The 18,593-nt window shown below is 63.9% G+C and carries 16 protein-coding genes and 2 pseudogenes; 8 read left to right on the top strand and 10 right to left on the bottom strand.

The window, feature by feature from the left end:
• Position 1 precedes the first annotated feature (1 nt).
• Both galE and F7R02_RS02515 read right to left on the bottom strand, forming a co-directional pair.
• Positions 2-1,171 (bottom strand): UDP-glucose 4-epimerase GalE, encoded by a 1,170-nt coding sequence (gene galE / locus F7R02_RS02520; RefSeq protein ID WP_078590376.1) that lies wholly within the window; start codon positions 1,169-1,171, stop codon positions 2-4.
• A 431-nt stretch (positions 1,172-1,602) separates the two neighbouring features.
• On the bottom strand, positions 1,603-2,469 hold the full coding sequence (locus F7R02_RS02515; protein WP_078590375.1) for an SDR family oxidoreductase: 867 nt from the start codon (positions 2,467-2,469) through the stop codon (positions 1,603-1,605).
• Positions 2,470-2,696: 227 nt separating this feature from the next.
• On the opposite strand from F7R02_RS02515, the gene F7R02_RS02510 reads away from it, so the two are divergent.
• Positions 2,697-3,338, top strand: a complete 642-nt coding sequence (locus F7R02_RS02510; protein ID WP_078590374.1) for a DUF6766 family protein — start codon at positions 2,697-2,699, stop codon at positions 3,336-3,338.
• A gap of 147 nt (positions 3,339-3,485) precedes the next feature.
• Complete coding sequence (locus F7R02_RS02505; RefSeq protein ID WP_172397263.1) at positions 3,486-3,695, top strand: hypothetical protein; 210 nt, start codon at positions 3,486-3,488, stop codon at positions 3,693-3,695.
• Between the two features lie 106 nt (positions 3,696-3,801).
• On the opposite strand, the gene cydB is transcribed toward F7R02_RS02505, so the two are convergent.
• The 3 genes from cydB to F7R02_RS02490 all read right to left on the bottom strand — a co-directional run bounded on the left by cydB (position 3,802) and on the right by F7R02_RS02490 (position 6,796).
• Positions 3,802-4,824 (bottom strand): cytochrome d ubiquinol oxidase subunit II, encoded by a 1,023-nt coding sequence (gene cydB, locus F7R02_RS02500; protein WP_078590373.1) that lies wholly within the window; start codon positions 4,822-4,824, stop codon positions 3,802-3,804.
• The gene (locus F7R02_RS02495) at positions 4,815-6,224 is read right to left on the bottom strand and encodes a cytochrome ubiquinol oxidase subunit I (RefSeq protein ID WP_078517473.1); all 1,410 of its coding nucleotides are present in this window, start codon (positions 6,222-6,224) and stop codon (positions 4,815-4,817) included. Before F7R02_RS02495 ends, cydB begins: the two co-directional genes overlap by 10 nt.
• A 290-nt stretch (positions 6,225-6,514) precedes the next feature.
• Complete coding sequence (locus tag F7R02_RS02490; protein WP_078590372.1) at positions 6,515-6,796, bottom strand: hypothetical protein; 282 nt, start codon at positions 6,794-6,796, stop codon at positions 6,515-6,517.
• Between the two features lie 530 nt (positions 6,797-7,326).
• Between F7R02_RS02490 and F7R02_RS02480 the strand changes: the two genes are divergently transcribed.
• Both F7R02_RS02480 and F7R02_RS02475 read left to right on the top strand, forming a co-directional pair.
• Entirely contained in the window at positions 7,327-8,610 is a 1,284-nt protein-coding gene (locus tag F7R02_RS02480) for a sigma-54-dependent transcriptional regulator (RefSeq protein ID WP_005921984.1), read from the top strand.
• Positions 8,607-8,849: a hypothetical protein gene (locus tag F7R02_RS02475; RefSeq protein ID WP_003490034.1), complete on the top strand. Its 243-nt coding sequence runs from the start codon at positions 8,607-8,609 to the stop codon at positions 8,847-8,849. The genes F7R02_RS02480 and F7R02_RS02475 overlap by 4 nt, the downstream gene beginning before the upstream one ends.
• On the opposite strand, the gene F7R02_RS02470 is transcribed toward F7R02_RS02475, so the two are convergent.
• The gene (locus tag F7R02_RS02470) at positions 8,843-9,223 is read right to left on the bottom strand and encodes a response regulator (protein ID WP_003490033.1); all 381 of its coding nucleotides are present in this window, start codon (positions 9,221-9,223) and stop codon (positions 8,843-8,845) included. The genes F7R02_RS02475 and F7R02_RS02470 overlap by 7 nt on opposite strands.
• Positions 9,224-9,432: 209 nt before the next feature.
• On the opposite strand from F7R02_RS02470, the pseudogene F7R02_RS02465 reads away from it, so the two are divergent.
• From F7R02_RS02465 to F7R02_RS02455, 3 genes and pseudogenes are all read left to right on the top strand, one after another.
• Positions 9,433-12,974, top strand: a pseudogene (locus tag F7R02_RS02465) (CheR family methyltransferase).
• A gap of 228 nt (positions 12,975-13,202) precedes the next feature.
• Positions 13,203-13,395 (top strand): annotated as a pseudogene (locus F7R02_RS02460) (hypothetical protein).
• Positions 13,396-13,425: 30 nt separating this feature from the next.
• Positions 13,426-13,998, top strand: coding sequence for a hypothetical protein (locus tag F7R02_RS02455; protein WP_078590371.1), 573 nt, complete (start codon positions 13,426-13,428; stop codon positions 13,996-13,998).
• A gap of 139 nt (positions 13,999-14,137) precedes the next feature.
• On the opposite strand, the gene F7R02_RS02450 is transcribed toward F7R02_RS02455, so the two are convergent.
• The 3 genes from F7R02_RS02450 to F7R02_RS02440 all read right to left on the bottom strand — a co-directional run bounded on the left by F7R02_RS02450 (position 14,138) and on the right by F7R02_RS02440 (position 16,103).
• Positions 14,138-14,476, bottom strand: coding sequence for a hypothetical protein (locus F7R02_RS02450; protein ID WP_078517470.1), 339 nt, complete (start codon positions 14,474-14,476; stop codon positions 14,138-14,140).
• An 82-nt stretch (positions 14,477-14,558) separates the two neighbouring features.
• A complete protein-coding gene (locus F7R02_RS02445) occupies positions 14,559-15,458 on the bottom strand; it encodes a manganese catalase family protein (RefSeq protein ID WP_078590370.1) in 900 nt (299 codons plus the stop codon).
• Positions 15,459-15,596: 138 nt separating this feature from the next.
• On the bottom strand, positions 15,597-16,103 hold the full coding sequence (locus tag F7R02_RS02440) for a YciE/YciF ferroxidase family protein (protein WP_003489632.1): 507 nt from the start codon (positions 16,101-16,103) through the stop codon (positions 15,597-15,599).
• 481 nt (positions 16,104-16,584) lie between these two features.
• Here F7R02_RS02440 and F7R02_RS02430 point away from each other — a divergent pair, with 481 nt between their 5' ends.
• Positions 16,585-16,779 (top strand): hypothetical protein, encoded by a 195-nt coding sequence (locus tag F7R02_RS02430; RefSeq protein WP_003489627.1) that lies wholly within the window; start codon positions 16,585-16,587, stop codon positions 16,777-16,779.
• Positions 16,780-17,095: 316 nt separating this feature from the next.
• Here F7R02_RS02430 and F7R02_RS02420 read toward each other — a convergent pair whose 3' ends face one another.
• Complete coding sequence (locus F7R02_RS02420) at positions 17,096-18,310, bottom strand: FAD-dependent oxidoreductase (protein ID WP_078590368.1); 1,215 nt, start codon at positions 18,308-18,310, stop codon at positions 17,096-17,098.
• Positions 18,311-18,593 lie beyond the last annotated feature (283 nt).

The following is an 18,593-nucleotide window of genomic DNA, read 5'->3' as shown; positions in this document are numbered from 1 at the left end:
ATTACACGCGGGAAAAGCCAGTGGCGACCACGAGCGTGCTTACCGGCTCGCTGCGACGGCGCGTGTCCGGGCCGGGCGATAGCCGGGGCGCTGGTGCCGGCAGCTCGCGCGCACCTTCGCGCTCTGGCACGGCCGCCGCGGTGCGCGGGCGCGGCAAACGCGAACTGGCATAGCCATCCGGATACATCGACTGCCAACGCCAGGTGTCGCGACACATGCGGTCCAGGTCGTATTCCGCGGTCCAGCCCAGCAGCCGGTTGGCCAGCGCGGTGCTGGCGAAGTACACCGCCACATCGCCATCGCGACGCGGCGCGATGCTCAGCGGAATGCGCCTGCCACTGGCGCGCGCGAACGCGGCCGCCACCTCGCGCACGCTGTAGCCACGCCCGGTGCCCAGATTGACCACCAAGCCCTTGCGCTGACGCTGCAGGTAATCGATGGCGTCCACATGTGCGCGCGCCAGATCCATCACATGCAGATAGTCGCGCACGCCGGTGCCGTCGTCGGTCGGATAGTCGTCGCCGAAAACCTGCAGTGCCTCGCGACGCCCCACTGCCACCTGTGCGATGTAGGGCATCAGGTTGTTCGGTACTCCTCGCGGGTCTTCGCCCAGATATCCGCTCGGGTGCGCACCCACCGGGTTGAAGTAGCGCAGCAACGCCGCGTTGAAATCCGGCCAGGCGGCGCTGAGGTCGCCGATCATTTCTTCCATCATCAGCTTGGTGCGCCCGTAGGGGTTGATCGCCTTCAGTGGCGCGCTTTCGTCGATCGGGCTGCGGTTGGCGTCGCCATACACGGTGGCCGAAGAACTGAATACCAGGTTGCACACCTTGGCAGTCCGCATCGCGCGCAGCAGCGCCAGCGTGCCGGTGACATTGTTGTTGAAGTACAGCAGCGGCTCGCGCACCGATTCGCCAACGGCCTTGAGCGCGGCAAAATGCAGGACGGCGTCGATGCGCTTGCCGATCAGTAAATCGGCAAGCTCGGGCGCACGCACATCCATGCGATGAAACTCCGGGCGAAACCCCATCAGATGCTGCAGATGATCGAGCACGCGTTCGGAGGAGTTGCTCAAATTATCGACAATGCACACTTCGTGCCCACGCTGCGCCAGTTCCACGCAGGTGTGCGAGCCGATATAGCCGGTGCCGCCGGTGACCAGAATTCTCATTGTCGTCTGCCTTATAGGGGCGCTACTGCGCTGGCCTGCCGATGGCGCGGATGCATCACGTCGTATGCGTCGATGCGCGTGGGGTGATGTCGTCGCGCCAGCAGTGGGTTTGCACCTGCGCCACGTAGGCGTGGCGGGCAGCACTGTTTCGAAGAGGGGTCGTGCATCACGTTCCAACGTCATCTACGGTAGGAGGCCGACCGTGAGCGCAACCGCAGGAAGGGGTGTGTGCCACGCGAGCGCAACGTTGACCGGAAGCTCACCTCGGCTGTGCGTTTTGCGCGCTGTCGCAATGCGCCCGAGTGACTGCACGGCAAGCGAGCGCGACGTGGCGTGCGCTAATGTGCGCCGAGAATCCACAAAAGAAGTGGCCCAATAAAAAGCCCGCGTCGCTCGATCAGCGACGCGGGCCCGGCAACAATGCGACAGCGTTACAGCGTGACCGCGCCGCCAGAGATGGTCAGCAAGGTGCCCGAGGTGTAACTGGCCGTGTCGGCCGCCAGCATGACATACGCCGATGCCAGCTCGACCGGCTGACCCGGGCGCCCCATGGGGGTCTGCCCGCCGAAGTTTTCCACCGATTCTTCGTCCATGCCGGAGGGAATGAAGGGTGTCCAGATCGGGCCCGGCAGTACCGCGTTGACGCGGATGTTCTTCTCCGCCAGCACACCGGCCAGGCCGATGGTGAGGTTGGCCAGCGCGCCCTTGGTCGCGGCGTAGGGCAGAATGTTGGGCGTAGGTTTCTTCGACTGCACCGAGGCGGTGTTGATGATGGAGCCGCCGTCGGTCATGAGCGGCACCGACAGGCGTACCAGATTGAAGGCCGCATGCACGTTGGTGTCGAAGGTCTTGCGCCATTCGTCCAGGGTGATGTCCTCGAAGGTCTCGAAGTACTTCTGGTAACCGGCGTTATTGACCAGAATATCCAGGCCGCCCAGGGTGCTGTTGACTTTGTCGACCAAGGCCGCTGCCTGGCTCGGGTCGCTGATGTCGCATCTCACCAGCAGCGCCTTGACGCCGGCCTTTTCGATCAAGGCGCCAATGCGCGCGGCGTCTTCCTGCTCATCGGGAAGAAAGGCAATCGCCACATCCGCGCCTTCGCGTGCATAGGCAATGGCAACCGCAGCGCCGATGCCGCTGTCGCCACCGGTAATCAGTGCACGCTTGCCTTTCAACTGGCCGTGGCCTACGTAGCTGTCTTCGCCATGGTCCGGGCGCGGATCCATCTTCTCGGTGCGGCCGGGAAAGCTCTGCTGCTGTGGCTTGAAGGGCGGGCGTGGATAGTTGGGTACGGGCATCGTGGTCTCCTGGCAGTGACTTTGTTGGTTGCACGCCAGTGTGGTGACGCAAACGTAAATATCCGGGCTAAACGATGTGCGCATGGCGTGTGTTGCCGATCGCGCCCTGTGCGCGGCAGGCAGTACACCGGCAATACGGTGGCATGCAGAACAGCGCGGCTGCACGCAAACTTCATGCGGTTTTGCCGAGGACGCTCGATACTGCGCGCATCGCCAGGAGGTCATCCATGTTCTTGCGTCGTAATGGGCTGTCGTTGTGTCTGCTTGCGTTGACTATCTTCTTCATCGGTTGCCAGGTCTATGCCGGATTGCACGCGTACAATGATGACTTGCGCGAGCAGGGGCAGCCGACGCTGCTGCTGTCTGCGTATCTGCACAGCCCGCATTTCATGTCTGCATTGTTCGAAAACTGGGAGAGCGAATTCCTGCAGATGGGGATGTACGTGCTGCTCACCGTGAAGTTGCGTCAGGTGGGCTCTGCCGAATCGCGCCCGCTCGATCCCACGGAAGAAACCGTTGAGATCAAATCCGGGCCCACGCCCTGGCCGGTACGTGCCGGCGGGGTATGGAGACGGCTGTACGACCACTCTCTGGCAATCGCGTTCGCGGCGCTATTCCTGATGAGCTTTGCGCTGCACCTGGTCGGCAGTTGGCGGCTGGAGGTGACGGAACGTGCGCAGAAGGGCTTGCCACCGATCACGGTGTTGGAGCATTTCACCAGCGCATCGTTCTGGTTCGAATCGATGCAGAACTGGCAGAGCGAGTTCCTGGCGGTGTTTTCGCTGGTGGTCCTGACCATCTGGTTGCGGCAGAAGGATTCGCCGCAGTCCAAGCCGGTCGAGGCGCCGCATTCGCAGACTGGCGGGTGAAGCGGCTTGAGCCGTTTGCGGGGCGGCGAGGCGTGCGAAGCCGGGCCTGCGCGCTCCACTGTGAGAGTGAATCGCCAGATACGCACTTCACGCAACCACCGGGCTTCGTTCACCACCCCGCAATGCCTGCGCGCCTAGCGTTGGGTGATGACGACCACGCAGGAGATGAGCATGGGCAACGAACCGAAAAAGCCTTGGGGCCCGGAAGACGACCAGAAAAAGCCGTTTACGCCGCAGGAGCGTCGCAACGAGGATGTCGAATGGAAGGTGCACGACATGCCCGACGATAATCCTGACGTCAACAAGGCCGATCCCGAACACGACTACGAACGGCCGGACGGATCGGAAAAACGCTGAAGCAAGCCGCCAGCATCGCTGGAGCGCCCGCCACGCGGGCGCTGTTCGTTTGCCTGGATGCATGTGTCTCAACGCACTGCATATCGCATGCGCGCCGCACTATCGCCTAGTGATGATGGTGATAGCCCACATCGGCGGCGATCTTGCCGCGGAACACACGGTACGACCACGCCGTATAGCCGAGCACCAGCGGCAGCAGTACCACCAGGCCCACCATCGGGAAGATCTGCGAAGAGGGCGGCGAGGCCGCCTGCCAGATGGTGTAACTCGGCGGCACCAGATACGGCCACATGCCCAACACCAGGCCAATGAAGCCCAACACGAAGATCGCCAGGGTCAACAGGAAGGGCCATGCATCGCTGCGCGGGCTGTCGCTGCTGCGCCATAGCGCAAGCGCTATGCCTGCGGTCATCAGCGGAATCGGCGACAGCCACCAGAAATTGCCGTGCTCGAACCAACGCGCCATCACATGCGAGCTCAGGAACGGCAGCCACGCGCTGACCAGCACGACGAAGGTCACCACCACGCCCACCAGCGGCTTGGTCAGCTGCCGCGCCAAGGTGTGGGTGCGCCCATCGGTCTTGAGGATCAACCAGGTGCTGCCAAGCAGTGCATAACCGAATACCAGCGCAGCACCGGTGAGGATGGTGAACGGGCTGAACCAGCCGAACACGCCGCCGGTATAGCGCCCATTGGTAAGCGGCATGCCTTCCACCAGCGCGCCGAGGATGATGCCTTGCGCGAACGCGGTCAGGATCGAGCCGGCAATGAACGACAAGGTCCAAAGCCGCCGCGAGCGCTGTGCCTTGAAACGGAATTCGAACGCCACCCCACGAAACACCAGCGCCATCACCATCAACAGCACCGGTAGGTACAGGCCGGACAGGATCACCGCATACGCCGTGGGAAACGCAGCGAACAGACCGGCGCCGCCAAGCACCAGCCAGGTTTCGTTGCCGTCCCAGATGGGCGCGGCGGTGTTCATCATCAGGTCCACTTCCTGTTCGTCGCGCGCGAACGGCGCCAGCATGCCCAGCCCGAGCACGAAGCCGTCCAGCACCACGTACATCAGCACGCCGAAACCGATCACGCCAAACCACACCACCGGCAACCAGTAACTCAGTTCCATGGCGTGTTCTCCTGTTCCAGTGACGTCTCTGCTGCAGACAGCGGGCGTGCCGGCGTGTGGTCGCCACCGGCCACATCCGGCCCGTCGCGGCTGGGTTGCGGCCCGGCGCGTACCAGCTTGGTCAGATAAAAGATGCCGAAGCCGAACACGAATGCGTAGCCCAGCAAATACACCAGCAGCGATACCGCCACTGTTGCAGTCGATTGCGGGCCCACCGCGTCGGCAGTACGCAGCAGCCCGTACACCACCCACGGCTGGCGCCCGATCTCGGTGACGAACCAGCCGGCCACCAGCGCCACGAATCCCGCCGGCAGCATGAGGTTCCATGCCAGGATCAGCGGCCTGGCATGCAGGCGGCCACGCCACCATGCAATGGCCGAGATCCACGCCAGCAACAACATCGTCATCCCCAGACCCACCATGATGCGGAAGGCGAAGAATACCGGCGCCACCGGCGGCCGTTGATCGGGCGGCACCGACGTCAGCGGCGTAATGTCGCCGTCTGCGCTGTGGGTCAGGATCAGGCTACCCAGGCGCGGGATGGCCACCTCATAGTCGTTGCGCTCGGCCTCTGCATTGGGCAGCGCAAACACCACCAAGGGCACGCCGGCGCCATGGCCTTCGCTGTGCCAGTGCGCCTCCATCGCGGCGACTTTGAGCGGCTGATGTTCCAGCGTGTTGAGCCCGTGCTGGTCGCCCACCAGTATCTGGATCGGTAGCACGATGGCGGCAAATGCCACCGACAAGCGCAACATGCGGGCGCCGGCATCCACATGCAGCCCTTTGCGCAGGTAGTAAGCGCCGACGCCGCCAACCACGAAGCAGGTGGTGATGAACGAACCCAGCGCCATATGGGCCAGGCGATACGGAAACGACGGGTTGAAGATGATCTGCAGCCAGCTGACCGGTTGCACGATGCCGTTGACCATCGTGTAGCCACGCGGGGTGTGCAGCCAGCTGTTGGACGACAAGATCCAGAACGTGGACACCAGCGTGCCGATCGCCACCATGCAGGTGGCGAAGAAATGCAGGCGTTCGGACACCCGGCCCCAGCCGAACAGCATCACCCCCAGGAAGCTGGCTTCCAGGAAGAACGCAGTAAGCACCTCATAGCTCAGCAACGGGCCGATCACACTACCGGCAATGCGGCTCAGCTCGGGCCAGTTGGCGCCGAACTGGAAGGCCATGACGATGCCGCTGACCACACCCATGCCGAACGACACCGCAAAAATGCGCAACCAGAAAAAGTACAGCCGCTTCCAGGTCTCGTCGTGCGTGCGCAGCCACCGCCATTCCAGAAAACCGAGCAGGTTCGCCAGGCCAATAGTGAAGGCCGGAAACAACACATGGAACGAAATGACGAAGGCGAACTGGATACGGGACAGCAGCAGCGCTTCCACAGGTTTCTCCTAACGCCTGGTCGGGTACGGTAGTGCCGGCACAGGGGCCACGGGACGGGATGCCGGCCGGTCAGGTGCAGCTGGCGCCTGCCCGGCGCGCGAGCAGCGGGACGTGGCAGCGCAAGACCACCGCGTGCCGGCGCGTATTGCCAACAACAAGCCTGCGCCCACCACGCGCGGAAAAGATTGACCTGGCGCACCGTGAGACACCTTGCCTCCCCCTTAGAACCCCGCTGCGATCACGGCAGGCGTGCAACGCACCAATCAAGCGAGCCCAACCGGTGGGCGCATCATCCTTGGCGTAAGTGACGCAGGCAACGCGGCGCCAGCCAATCGGCGAGCACGGCATTCATCGAGCCGGGGGTAAGGCGCAGCGCATCGCGCACGGCCTTGATCGCTTCCGCATCGGTCAAGTGCGGGCGCGCGTTGTATGCCGCGCAGACTGCCCGGATCGTGCCTTCGGGAATGCCATGGAATGCGTAATAGCCAAGCTGGCCTCGGCGGTGTTCGCCACGCCAGTAGTCCAATTCGGTTTGCACATCGGCCTGCACGGGCGCCGAGACTGCGTGCATGGGACACCTCGCTCGCTGGATCGGGCGAGTGTTCGCCGCACCCCGGAAGGAATGCGTGAGCGCGTTGTGCACGCTGCCTCCACAAGCGGTGCGTAGGCTGTGGGTAACCCAGCAGACCCGATGCGGTTCCTGAGGTTCATGCGGCGCCATGGTGGCGTCGGCTTACGTCAGCCCCGGCTGATATCCTGGCTCCGATACAGGCACGCAAGCGAGCTCAGCCAGCGCTCGATCAAGACGGCACCCGTCGTTGGACTGGCGCTGCCGCGGCAAACCTTGCACTCCTTGGCGTTTCGGCATTCTCGACGCGGCGGCTCTACCCAGAGCGTGACGCTTGGCACTGGCGCGATCGAGCGCTTCCATGCGTACTTCGCCCACCACCCTCAGGGCGGGCTCGACTGGGGGAAGGGCGACGCATCATTCACAGAGCGTGACAGCAAAAGGCAATTTCCGATGTGGTGTGTCAGCGCATTTCGCGCGGCCCTCACAATTCTCAACTGAACATGTATCAGTCATTGCGGACAGAAGCGCTCATGGACCGTCTTTCCTGCGCCATCATCGACGACGACGTGGAGTTCTGCGATCAGGTGGTTGAACTTGCCACCGATAGCGGCTTCCATGCCAAGGGCATTCACACCCTTGGCGAAGCCAGCCGCTGGCTGGACATCAACTTTCCCGACCTGTTGGTAGTGGATGTTGGCCTGCCAGACGGCAGCGGTTTCGATCTGATCGAACGGCTCGACCCGGACCACACCCCGCAGATCGTTGTGGTGTCGGGCGATTACGCGCGCGAAACCCAGGGCCGCGCCCAGCAGTTCGGGGTCAGCGAATTCCTGACCAAGCCGTTCGCGCCCGAACGCCTGGAACGGGTGCTCGGGGGACTGCGCGAAGCGCAACAGGGCAACCTGGGCATCGTCGGCAACAGCGACAGCATCGTCATGCTGCGCAAGGACATCGTGCGCGTGGCGCCGACCGATCTGAACGTACTGGTGACCGGCGAAACCGGCACCGGCAAGGATCTGGTGGCGCGCGCCATCCACCGTGTGTCCGGTCGCCGCGGACGCTTCGTACCGGTCAATTGCGGGGCCATTCCGGAGGAGCTGCTGGCCAGCCAGTTGTTCGGCCACGAGCGCGGCAGCTTCACCGGCGCCGACCGTCGGCATGCCGGGTTCCTGGAGCAGGCCGCAGACGGCACGCTGTTCCTGGATGAAATCGGCGAGATGCCCAAGCGGCTGCAGGTGTATCTGCTGCGGGCGATCGAATCGCGCAGCTTCATGCGCGTGGGCGGCAACGAGGAAATCGCACTGGATGCGCGCGTGGTGGCAGCCACCCACCAGCACGTGCAGCGCGAGCAGGCGGTGCTGCGCGAAGACCTGTTTTACCGTCTCAACGAATACCCGATCCAGGTGCCGCCGCTGCGCGAGCGCCGCGGCGACGCGCGCCTGCTGGGCTTGCGCGCGATCGACGAGCTCAACGCCAAATACGGCAAGCGCAAGTTGCCGACCAAATCGTTGCTGCGCTACCTGGCCTACCATGCCTGGCCGGGCAATGTGCGCGAGCTGCGCTCGTTCATCCACTATCTGTATCTGCGCTCCGATGGCGATCTGTTGAGCGCTCCGGATGTGGAGCAGACCGTGCCGCAGGCCGACCAGGACGGCTTGCTCATTCCTGCCGGCTGGACCATGCGCCAGGCCGAAGACGCGATGATCGAATCGGCACTGGCGCGTACGCGCTTCAACAAAAAGGCCGCCGCGCGCGAACTGGGCATCAGCGTGCGCACCTTGCATAACCGGCTCAGCGACAAGGATGCGGAGTGAGCGACGCACCGCGTGGGCAGCGGCGCGAGTTGCTGCACCAGTTGCGCAACCGTCTCAACGTGATGGGCTTTGCGTTGTATGCGTTGCGCAACGAGAGGTCAAAGCCGCTGGAAACGCTGCGCACGGCGCATCAGGCCGCTGTCGAACTGCTCAATCAGCTCGGCGAGCAAGAGCGCGCCCTGCAGCAGCCCGGCGTGGAACCGGGCGATAACGGCCAGCCCGCCTGCGCCGATCAGTGATTGACCGTCTCGCTCTGGTGGCTGAGCAAGCTGGCGATCGTGCGCGGGTTATAGGGCTTCATGCAGTACGACAGATGCGCAAAGCGCTGCGGCAGCGTATAGCGGTCGTAGCCGGAGCAGAAGGAAAACGGCACGCCGCGCTTCATCAATGCATCGGCGACCGGAAACACCGCCTGGCCGCGCACGTTGACATCCAGCAAGGCGCCATCGATGGCCTGACCCGACGCCACCAGCGAGAGCGCGTCGGGCACATTGCCGACCGGTCCCACCACCTTGACGCCGGCTTCCACCAACAAGTCGTTGAGCGCTTCGGCCAGCAAGTAATCGTCCTCGACGACGAGAATGCGGCGGCCGGCGAGTGCAGTGTCGTGCATGACAGGCTCCAGAGCGGTGGCGTTTCAGGCAACGCGCGCAAGCATGGTGCTCGCACTGCAGGTTAACGCGGCGCGCAAGCAGACGCTTCCAAGACCGGTCTCTGCAATGCGCGCGCGTGATGGGAATAAGTGCTGCATGGCAGTCCGGCGTGCTTTACGCGATCATTACCGATTGCGCTTGAACCCAGCGCTGCGACGATAGTGCCGCCATGACCGACGACGAAACTTCCAGCAACGACATCGCCACGGACGCGAACACGCAGCCGCCATTATTCGTGCTTGGCGTGGGTGCCGCAGGCATGGACGCCGATCGTCTGGCAGAAGTGCTCGATGCGGTTGGCGGCGCTTCGAATCTGGCCATCATGCTGCTGTTGCGCGACCGCCAATTATTGGATGAGGCGCGCCTGCGCGAACTGCTTGGCAGTCAGGCCACCCTGCTGTCGGTGCCCAATGATGGTGAGCGGCTGCAACCGGGTCGCTTCTATCTGCCGCCGGCCGATACGGTCGTGACCCTGGAAGAAGGGCGCATCCGCCTGCGCGCCTTGTCCGGCGGCGAGAGCGACCACGGGCTGATCGACAGCTTCTTCGTCTCGATGGCGCATGACCAGGACGGCAATGTGATCAGCCTGATCGTGGGGCGCCTCGATGGCGACGGCACGCTGGGAACCGCGGCGATCCGCGAATGCGGCGGTCTGGCGCTGGCCGTGGACGACGCCGCACTGCATGGGCTGGACCTGCGCAGCGCCAGCAACCCGGCCGCCATCACCGACGACATCCTGCCGTTGCCGCAGATCGCTGAGCGTATCGCTGCGCACATGCAGCGCCACCACGGCTTTGGTCATCCGCTACCGATGGGTGTGCGCAACGGTAGCGAGAGCGACAAGCTCAGCCAGGTCGCCGCCATCCTGCGCAATACCACCGGCCACGATTTTCATGGTTACAAGCGCGCCACCTTCCTGCGCCGCGTGCAACGGCGCATGCAGGTCGCACAGGTTGAAACCTTGGAGCAGTATCTGGAGATATTGCGCAATCGTTTCGACGAGCCGTTGCAGCTGTTCAACGACCTGCTGATCGGCGTCACCAAGTTCTTTCGCGACCGCCGCGAGTTCGAATTCCTCGAGGAACAGGTGATTCCGCGGCTGTTCAGGGCAAACACACCGGCGACAGCTTGCGCATCTGGGTGCTGGGCTGCTCTACGGGCGAAGAAGCCTATTCGCTGGCGATGCTGCTGCGCGAACATGCCGAGACCCTGGACACCGCGCCACGCATCCAGATCTTCGCCAGCGATATCGATGGGCGCGCACTGGCCACTGCGCGGGTGGGGCGCTATGCCTCCAGCATCGTCGGTGAAGTTGCGCCCGAGCGGCTGTGGCGCTGGTTCGTCAAGGAAGGCGACACCTATGTGGTGAGCAAGGAGCTGCGCGAGCTGTGCGTGTTCTCCCAGCACAGCATCGTCAAGGACCCGCCGTTTTCGCGGTTGGATATGGTGTCGTGCCGCAATCTGCTGATCTATCTGGATGCCGAATTGCAGAATCGGGTGATCCCGATCTTTCATTTCGCCATCCGTCCGGGCGGTTATCTGTTCCTGGGCAATGCCGAAAACGTCTCGCGGCACGCGCAATTGTTCACCCCGGTGGAGCGGAGCTTTCGGGTCTTCCAGCGCATCGATACCGACAGCAATGTGCACGCGACCTTTCCGACCATGCAACTTGCGGGTGCCGGCAGGGCGCCTGCCCCGCCGATACAGCAGCGTAGCCCCAGCAACGCACTGGTGCGCGCTGGCGAGCGCATCGCCGACCGTTACGCGCCGGCGTATGCGGTGCTGGACGAGCAATTCGAGGTGCTGCATTTCTCGTCGCAGGCCGGGCGCTTCATCCGCCCTGGCGGTGGCACGCCCAGTCTCAACCTGCTCAACCTGATCCATCGCGACTTGCGCCTGGACTTGCGCAGCGCGCTCAGCCGCGCCGAACGCGACCGTTCACCGGTGCACGTCAAGGGCATCCAGGTGCACGAAGACGCGGCGACCTGGGCGGTGAACCTGTTCGTCGAGCCGACCGCCGACTCGGACGTGCCGCGCGGCTACGTGGTGCTGTTCCAGGAAGTGGAAGCGCGCGAACCGGTGGAGCTGCCCGCCCCAGACGACAGCGTGCACGACGATGGTCATGTGCAAGTGCTGGAAAACGAGCTGCGTATCACCCGCGAGCGCCTGCAATCGATGATCGAAGAGCTGGAGAGCACCAACGAAGAGCTCAAGTCCTCCAACGAGGAATACCAGTCGCTCAACGAGGAACTGCAGAGCGCCAACGAGGAGTTGGAAACCTCCAAGGAAGAGCTGCAATCGGTCAACGAGGAAGTGACCACCGTCAACGGCGAACTGGCCCATCGCGTGCAGGAGCTCGCGCATGCCAACAGCGATCTGAAAAACCTGCTGGAAAGCACCCAGATCGCCACCGTCTTCCTCGACAACGAATTGCGCGTCACCAACTTCACCCCGGCCGTCACCGACATCCTGCCGCTGTTGGAAAGCGACATCCAGCGCCCGATCAGTCACATCAAGCTGCATGTGGATTACGACCAACTGCAGGATGATGCGCGACGGGTGATCCGCACCCTGGCCGTGCTCGATCGCGAGATCGAGAACCCCACCACGCATGCGCGCTACATGGTGCGCGTGTTGCCGTATCGCACAGTGGACAATTTCATCGGTGGTGCGGTGCTGACCTTCATGGACGTGACCCCGCTCACGCGCGCCGAGCGTGCGCTACGCAGCAGCGAGCAACGCCTGCGCACCTTGATGGAAGGCATCCCGCAGTTGGTGTGGCGCTCGCTCGACGGCGGCCGCTGGACCTGGTCCAGCCCCCAATGGTCCAGCTATACCGGCCAGGGCGATGCCGAGAGCCTGGAGCTGGGTTGGTTGCAGGCGGTGCACCCGGACGATCGCGAGCCGACCATGAATGCCTGGCTGGGGAGTGCGTCCAGCGGCGGGCTGGATATCGAACACCGCCTGTTCAATGCGGCCGAACAAGGCTACCGCTGGTTTCATACCCGCAGCGCTCCGGTACGCGACGAACGCGGACAGGTGCTGGAATGGCTGGGCACCTGCACCGAATCGGACAACCTGCGTCGCCTGCAGGAAGAACAGCGCGTATTAGTGGCCGAGTTGCAGCACCGCACGCGGAACCTGATCACGGTGGTGCAATCGGTCGCCAAGCAGACCGTGCAGACCACCCAGAGCATGCCCGAGTTCGCGGTCAAGTTCGACGACCGGCTCGCGGCGTTGTCGCGCGTGCAGGGGCTACTGTCGCAATCGGACAATATGCCCACCACCATCGGCGCCTTGCTGCGCATGGAGCTGGAAGCGCTGGGAGCAGAGCCGGATCAAAAACGCATCGTGGCGGAAGGCCCGAACGTGGCGCTGCGCAAATCCACCGTGCAGACGCTGGCATTGGCGCTGCACGAACTGGCCACCAACGCACTCAAGCATGGCGCCTTGGCGGTGGACACCGGCACCTTGTCGATCCGCTGGGAGGTCGTCTCCGGCAGCGATACGCCTGCGCGCCTCAAGCTGTTGTGGATCGAAGAAGGCGCCAGCACTCAGCTGCGTGACGACCGTGATGAAGTCAGCGGCTTCGGCCGCCGCCTGATCGAAAAGGCGTTGCCGTACAGCCATGGCGCGCAGACGCGCTACGAGCTCAGCGATACGCGCCTGGAATGCGAGATCCAGCTGCCGCTCAATCCGGTGAACGGGTGAGTTGGATCGGCACGCGTTGCGGGGCTGCAGGGACATCGCCGCTGTAGCGAGCAGGGTGTGCACATGCACGGCCCGGCACATGTTGTGATGCGCAGGTCCGAGTGCCGAGCACGCGGTCCTGCGACGTGAAGACGTACACAACCATCCAGACCGCTGGTGAAAGAATGCTGTACCGCGCAAGACACTGGTGCATTGCGTGCGTGCCTTCCGACGGCAATTCTGCTGCACGTGCTTGTGCATCTAACAACGTGGCGTTGCGCTGTACACGTGCAGCCAACGGAAAATACTGCGCGATGGTGCAGATACTGCGGCCGATTCGGCTTTCGCAGTGCGCGTTGTGCAACTGAAGCTGCGTGAAACCAGTGCCGCACCGATCTTTGCACATGTCAAAAAGTTGGCGCGCATTGTGCGTAACCACTGAGGTCATCGAGATGTACACAGTGGAGTAGTCATGATTACGCGCATTCTTCAGTTGTCCGCCCGCGTGGCGAGCAATGCTTGGGTCGAGATCGGGGTGGGCGCCGATGCCGACATTCTGGTCGCCGACCGTGGCGGCAAACGCGAAGAGCGCGCCACCTTCGGTCGGCGCGCTCCGGGGCAGCAGCGTTCGATCCATTTGCAGGAGCCCGGCGGATTGGGCGGCGTGGATCTGGCCATCTGGGAAACCCAACGCTGCGTCATTCCGCTGTGCGGTTTCGTCTGTACTGCATCGGCAGATGGCACCACCGCCGCGACCTGGTTGAGCCAGGACGGCAGTGCGGTGTATGCCGCCGGATTACGCAACGTGATGGACATCGGCGGACGCCTGCAGATGGGATTCTCGTTGCTCGTCGCTTCATCGGCGAGCATGCCCACCTACCGGCCGCTGTGTATCGATGCCGACCTCAGCAAGTGGCTGCACATGGGCGGCGCCGAGGCCATGCGCCATCTCACGCCCTGGCGGCTGGAACGCTGCACCGCTGCGGCAGGCGTCCGGCCAGAGTGGGCGAGCGAGGCGGCCTCGGCGCGGATCGCACGGGCGTGAGCGCGCGCGCCACGCAGCCACGAAAGAAGGGGCCCAGCGGGCCCCTCATCGTTTTGGTAGTGCTGATGGATCCTGATTGTCGCTTGGTGGCGAGCGCGCCGCGAGCAGGTCAACCGACCGATGGCAGACTGGCAATCGCTCAGTTGTTCTCGGATTCCCCAGCGCTGTCGTCCAGCGCGCGTTGCTGCGCGTCGATGTGTTGCTGCTTGCCGTAAGTGCCGCTCTGGCCGAAGTTGGGTTGGGTGCTGCCATCGCGTTCCGGGTGACCGTCGGGTTCGCCTTCGCCCAAGCTGCCACCGCGGCCATGACCGCGTTGATGCAACGCTTCCGGCGCGCCGTCGCGCGGCGGCTGTGCGTCGCGGGTCTGGACCGCCGATGGATCGCTGCGCCCCCGGCCATCCACCGATGCGTCGGGACCGTTGCCGCGGTAAGCCGATTGACGTTCATCGTGCGTGTTGAGTCTGGATTTTTCGTTCATGCCAACTCCTGTGCAGTGCAATGAAAAAGCCCGGAGCGTGATGGCCCCGGGCTGGTGACGGGTGCAACTGCACCCATCGGGTTTAACGCTGGATATCGCCGGTGGTGGAACCGGCGCCGGGGCCTGCACCCAGATCTGCACCAGTGACGCGGTCCAGTTCGGGATTGGAGAGCAGGCGTTCGGACATGGCATCCAATGCCGCGGTCTGCGTGGCATCCAGCGCAACCGTGGCAGAGCCGTCGCCACCATCGACGGCGGCCTGCGCTTCGCGGTCTGCAATCACCTCCCACTGTTCGCCGGCATTCCACGGACCGATCATGTCGCCCTCGCCCTGCGAGGTGTTGTAGTACTTGTTCGTGAAGCGCGGGTCGCCCGGCAACTTGCCCGGCGGGAAGTTCGGCTCGATCGAGTACAAGGCTTTTTCGAACGACTTCTGGTGCGCCACTTCGCGCGTCATCAAAAAACGCAGCGCATCCACGATGCCCGGATCGTCGGTGACGTTGATCAGGCGCTCATACACCAGCTTGGCACGCGCTTCGGCCGCGATATTGGAGCGCATGTCGGCCGTGGGGCAGCCGATGCTGTCGACATACGCCGCCGTCCACGGCACCCCGCTGGAATTGACCAAGGCCGGGCCACCGCCATACAGAATCTGCTGGGTATGGCTGGTGCTGTTCTGGGTCATGTTGCGCATCTCCATGGCTTCCTCCATGCCCTCGGAGAGCACTGCCTTGGGCCCCTTGTTGAGCATGGCGATGATCGAGCCGATGATTTCGAGATGGCTGATCTCTTCGGTGGCGATGTCGAACAGCAGATCCTTGCGGCCCGGGTCGTCTTCGCCCAGTGCCTGGGTGAAATAGCGCATTGCAGCGGCAAGTTCGCCCTGCGGTCCGCCGAACTGTTCCAGCATCAATGTCGCCAGATCCGGATTGGGCTGGGCGACGCGGACGGTGTACATCAAACGCTTGTTGTGCATGAACATGGGTGGTGCTCCATGGCTGGTGCCCGGCAACTACGACCACTCAGGGAGCGGGCAGAAACGTGGGGCTTTGGCTTTCGGGGGGATGCCCGCAGGGATATGCAAGCGACGCAGGACGGCGGTGCCGTCCTGCGCGGTGACTCAGGCGGCCTTGCTGGCCTTGGATGCCTTCTGGTTGCCGCCTTGCTCGGCGAGCAGGGTCAGCTTTTCGTCGGTGGCCTTTTCTTCTTCCAGCGTGGCAAGCAGCAGCGGCAATGCATCGGCATAACCGAGTTGCTTGGCTATGGCGGCAATGGTGCCGTACGAGGCGATTTCGTAATGCTCCACCTTCTGCGCACCGCCGATCAGTGCCGCATCGCGCACCGGGCCGGCTTCGATTTCATCGATGACCTCGCGGCTCTCCTCCACCAGGCCTTCCATCGCAGCGCATTTGATGCGCTTGAGCTTGATGCCCAGAACCTCGACGACCTGGTCGATGCGTTCGATCTGGCCTTGGGTTTCTTCCAGATGAGTTTCGAAGGCCTGCTTCAGTTTCGGCTCGGTGGCCGCACGCGCAAGACGCGGCAGCGACTTGGTCAGCTGCTTCTCGGCGCTGTAGATGTCCGACAGCTCGTGGATGAAAAGGTCTTCGACAGTCTTGATCGCCATGTGTGGCTCCTTTGGTTGGTCAGAGGGTGGGTCGATGCGGTTCGCCATGTCGGTGGCGATGCCTTGATGAGTTCGCGTTGCACGCCTGCGAACAAGCGTGCCGATGCATCGCGTACGACAACTTCGAAAACGCCAAGGTGCGTCTCGCTCGCCCGCAGAGCAGGATTGCGAGCACATCACCTGACCTTCCAAAACGCGCCGTTTCCATCGCTTCGATCTCCAGGCGGTACCGCGTGGTCGCTACGCTAGTCCTGCGAGTGTTAGCGGGATTGGTGGAAACGGTGATCCCGATGCGATGGCGACCTGTGCCGTGATGCACGCCGCGCTCGCTGCGTGCGCGATGAAAGGCCATTCGATTGGCGCGCCTGCTACAGCGATTACATGTGCATGAGTGCGGCGACGCTTCCGCATCGCTGCACTCCAGCATCGATCCACGTCGATGCGGTACAACGGCGGTCGAACTTTTTGCGAGGCCCGTGCGATGACGCCGCTGGACAAACCCTTACGTCGCCAACTGCAGATCGGCGACCAGGCATATACCCTGATCATCGATCCGCAAGGTTTGAAGTTGGTCGAGAAAGGCAAGCGCAAAGGCGTGGCCTTGCGCTGGGACGAACTGGTCAGCGGCGACGCCGCGCTGGCCAGTGCATTGCAGGCTTCGCTTGAAGATCGTTAGCGTGGCGATGCCGAGCAGCGTCTAGAGCGGCGAATGAAACGACTGCGTGCGTCGCCTGGCGGGCGCGGCTGGTGCTCGGTGCGGTCGCGCATACTCTGCGGTTCGCTTGCGCCATCCACGCCGACCTGAAGCGTGCTTGATAGGCTGTTGACGCTGCCCTGGGCGCCGATCGATATTCCCACGACCAGAACAGGTGCAATGGTTGGCCCGGCACGACCTCCTGCAGTGCTGGCCTTCGGTAGAGGCCACTGCACATCACTCCCAGCACACATGCCCTCTGCAATCGGCACGCAGGCCACCACCGCGCCCGCATCGCTCAGCGTGTGGCGAACAACCGCGCCAGCTCGCGCACCGCTGCTTCCGATGCGGCGCGATCGGGCATGGCGTCCGCGTTATTGAAGTCGTGCGCGCCCTGCGCTTGCACCAACAATCCGTCGCGTCGCGGCACGACGTTGAGATTGTGGCCGCGCCAGACCAGGCCATAGGTGACTTCCGGTTGCGGGATCAGGCGCGCGGTCTGCCCGCGCACCGGAATCACGCTGTCGTCGCCCAGCAAGGCGCGCGCACCGTAGCCAGTGGCGTTGATCAGGATCTTCTCGCGCAGATCGCCGAATTGGCGCGGATGCTCGAACTCGCGCGTGTAGAGCTCGCCGCCTGCCTGCAGGAAGTCATCCATCAACAGCCGCGCATAGGCGCTGAGGTTGAAGGTGAGCTGGCTGTAACGGCGCACGAACGGCACCGGAAATGGATGACCACCGGGCGCCACCGGCTGCGAGCGCGGGCCCAGATCATCGAGCAGTTCGCGCTCCAGCGGCGGATAGTCCGGCTCATGCGCTTCGGCAGAGGCGACAGGTTGATCGAAGGGCACATCCGAGAGCACGTAGCCATCGCGCCATTCAATCGGCTCGCCGGGCAGGCCCAGCAAGGTCTGATAGCGGCGAAACGACGTGCGCGCCATCGCTTCCCAGCGCGTCTTGAAGTCTGCGGTGGCGTACTCGCTGGTGCACACGCGCGAATCCGGCGACCACACGCCTGTGGCATAGAACGAGCGCACATCCGGCAGGCGCTCGCGCGCGTAGATGCGCACACGCAAGCCGGCGCGCTGCGCCACCAGGGCGGTGGTCAAGCCGATTGCGCCACAGCCGATCACCGCCAGCTCGCGCGCAGCCGGGTCGGCCGCACGCACCAACCGTAATGCCTGTTCGGCGGCACCCCACGAGAGCGACCACCCACTGCCGCCATGCCCGTAGTTGTGCACCACCGTCTTGCGCCCGAGACGCTCGGCTTCGATCCGCGGCCCCTGCGCGCGGAACGGGCGCGTGCAGCCGTTGATGGCGATGATGCGATCGACCGAAGCGCGCATCGGCGCCAATGGCGGGGTCGCCGCGAACGGCGCAGGCAGGCCATCCGGTGGCGTCGCCGGCAGCGTCGCGGGCGGCATGGCGAGCGTCTTGTCGGTTGCTGCCCAGCTGGCGGTGGAGGCGGCCGCCAGCGCAACACCTGCGCTGCGTAGAAAAAGACGACGATGCATGCAACTCCCTTACGTGGTGTGGTGGGTGATGTGGTCGCCATGATGCAGCTCGCCACCCCTGCGGATGCACGCTGCGGCCATCGACATGTGCTGTCTGCCCACGGGCGGCGACCGAGCGCGGCCTGCGCAGGGCCGGCATGCGTCCAGCATAGCGCGCGCATCTGCCGCGGCCGTGGCCCGGCACCATGGTTTCGCACCGCAATCCTGGCGTTTGATGCCGCGCTGGCGGCCATTCGTCGCCCGGGGCTTTCGCAGTGGCGTGCGCCGGCTATGCTCGCTCCCG

Source organism: Xanthomonas cissicola (assembly GCF_008801575.1).
Classification (GTDB): domain Bacteria; phylum Pseudomonadota; class Gammaproteobacteria; order Xanthomonadales; family Xanthomonadaceae; genus Xanthomonas; species Xanthomonas cissicola.
This window is presented reverse-complemented; position numbering and strand designations above follow the sequence as displayed.

Bases quoted from the DNA above. Each gene is read 5' to 3' on its own strand.
- F7R02_RS02430 (WP_003489627.1), top strand. From the start codon at position 16,585: ATGACGCCGCTGGACAAACCCTTACGTCGCCAACTGCAGATCGGCGAC.
- galE (WP_078590376.1), bottom strand. From the start codon at position 1,171: ATGAGAATTCTGGTCACCGGCGGCACCGGCTATATCGGCTCGCACACC.
- F7R02_RS02480 (WP_005921984.1), top strand. From the start codon at position 7,327: ATGGACCGTCTTTCCTGCGCCATCATCGACGACGACGTGGAGTTCTGC.
- F7R02_RS02470 (WP_003490033.1), bottom strand. From the start codon at position 9,223: ATGCACGACACTGCACTCGCCGGCCGCCGCATTCTCGTCGTCGAGGAC.
- F7R02_RS02455 (WP_078590371.1), top strand. From the start codon at position 13,426: ATGATTACGCGCATTCTTCAGTTGTCCGCCCGCGTGGCGAGCAATGCT.
- F7R02_RS02450 (WP_078517470.1), bottom strand. From the start codon at position 14,476: ATGAACGAAAAATCCAGACTCAACACGCACGATGAACGTCAATCGGCT.
- F7R02_RS02445 (WP_078590370.1), bottom strand. From the start codon at position 15,458: ATGTTCATGCACAACAAGCGTTTGATGTACACCGTCCGCGTCGCCCAG.
- F7R02_RS02505 (WP_172397263.1), top strand. From the start codon at position 3,486: ATGACGACCACGCAGGAGATGAGCATGGGCAACGAACCGAAAAAGCCT.
- F7R02_RS02510 (WP_078590374.1), top strand. From the start codon at position 2,697: ATGTTCTTGCGTCGTAATGGGCTGTCGTTGTGTCTGCTTGCGTTGACT.
- F7R02_RS02490 (WP_078590372.1), bottom strand. From the start codon at position 6,796: ATGCACGCAGTCTCGGCGCCCGTGCAGGCCGATGTGCAAACCGAATTG.
- cydB (WP_078590373.1), bottom strand. From the start codon at position 4,824: ATGGAACTGAGTTACTGGTTGCCGGTGGTGTGGTTTGGCGTGATCGGT.
- F7R02_RS02515 (WP_078590375.1), bottom strand. From the start codon at position 2,469: ATGCCCGTACCCAACTATCCACGCCCGCCCTTCAAGCCACAGCAGCAG.
- F7R02_RS02440 (WP_003489632.1), bottom strand. From the start codon at position 16,103: ATGGCGATCAAGACTGTCGAAGACCTTTTCATCCACGAGCTGTCGGAC.
- F7R02_RS02420 (WP_078590368.1), bottom strand. From the start codon at position 18,310: ATGCATCGTCGTCTTTTTCTACGCAGCGCAGGTGTTGCGCTGGCGGCC.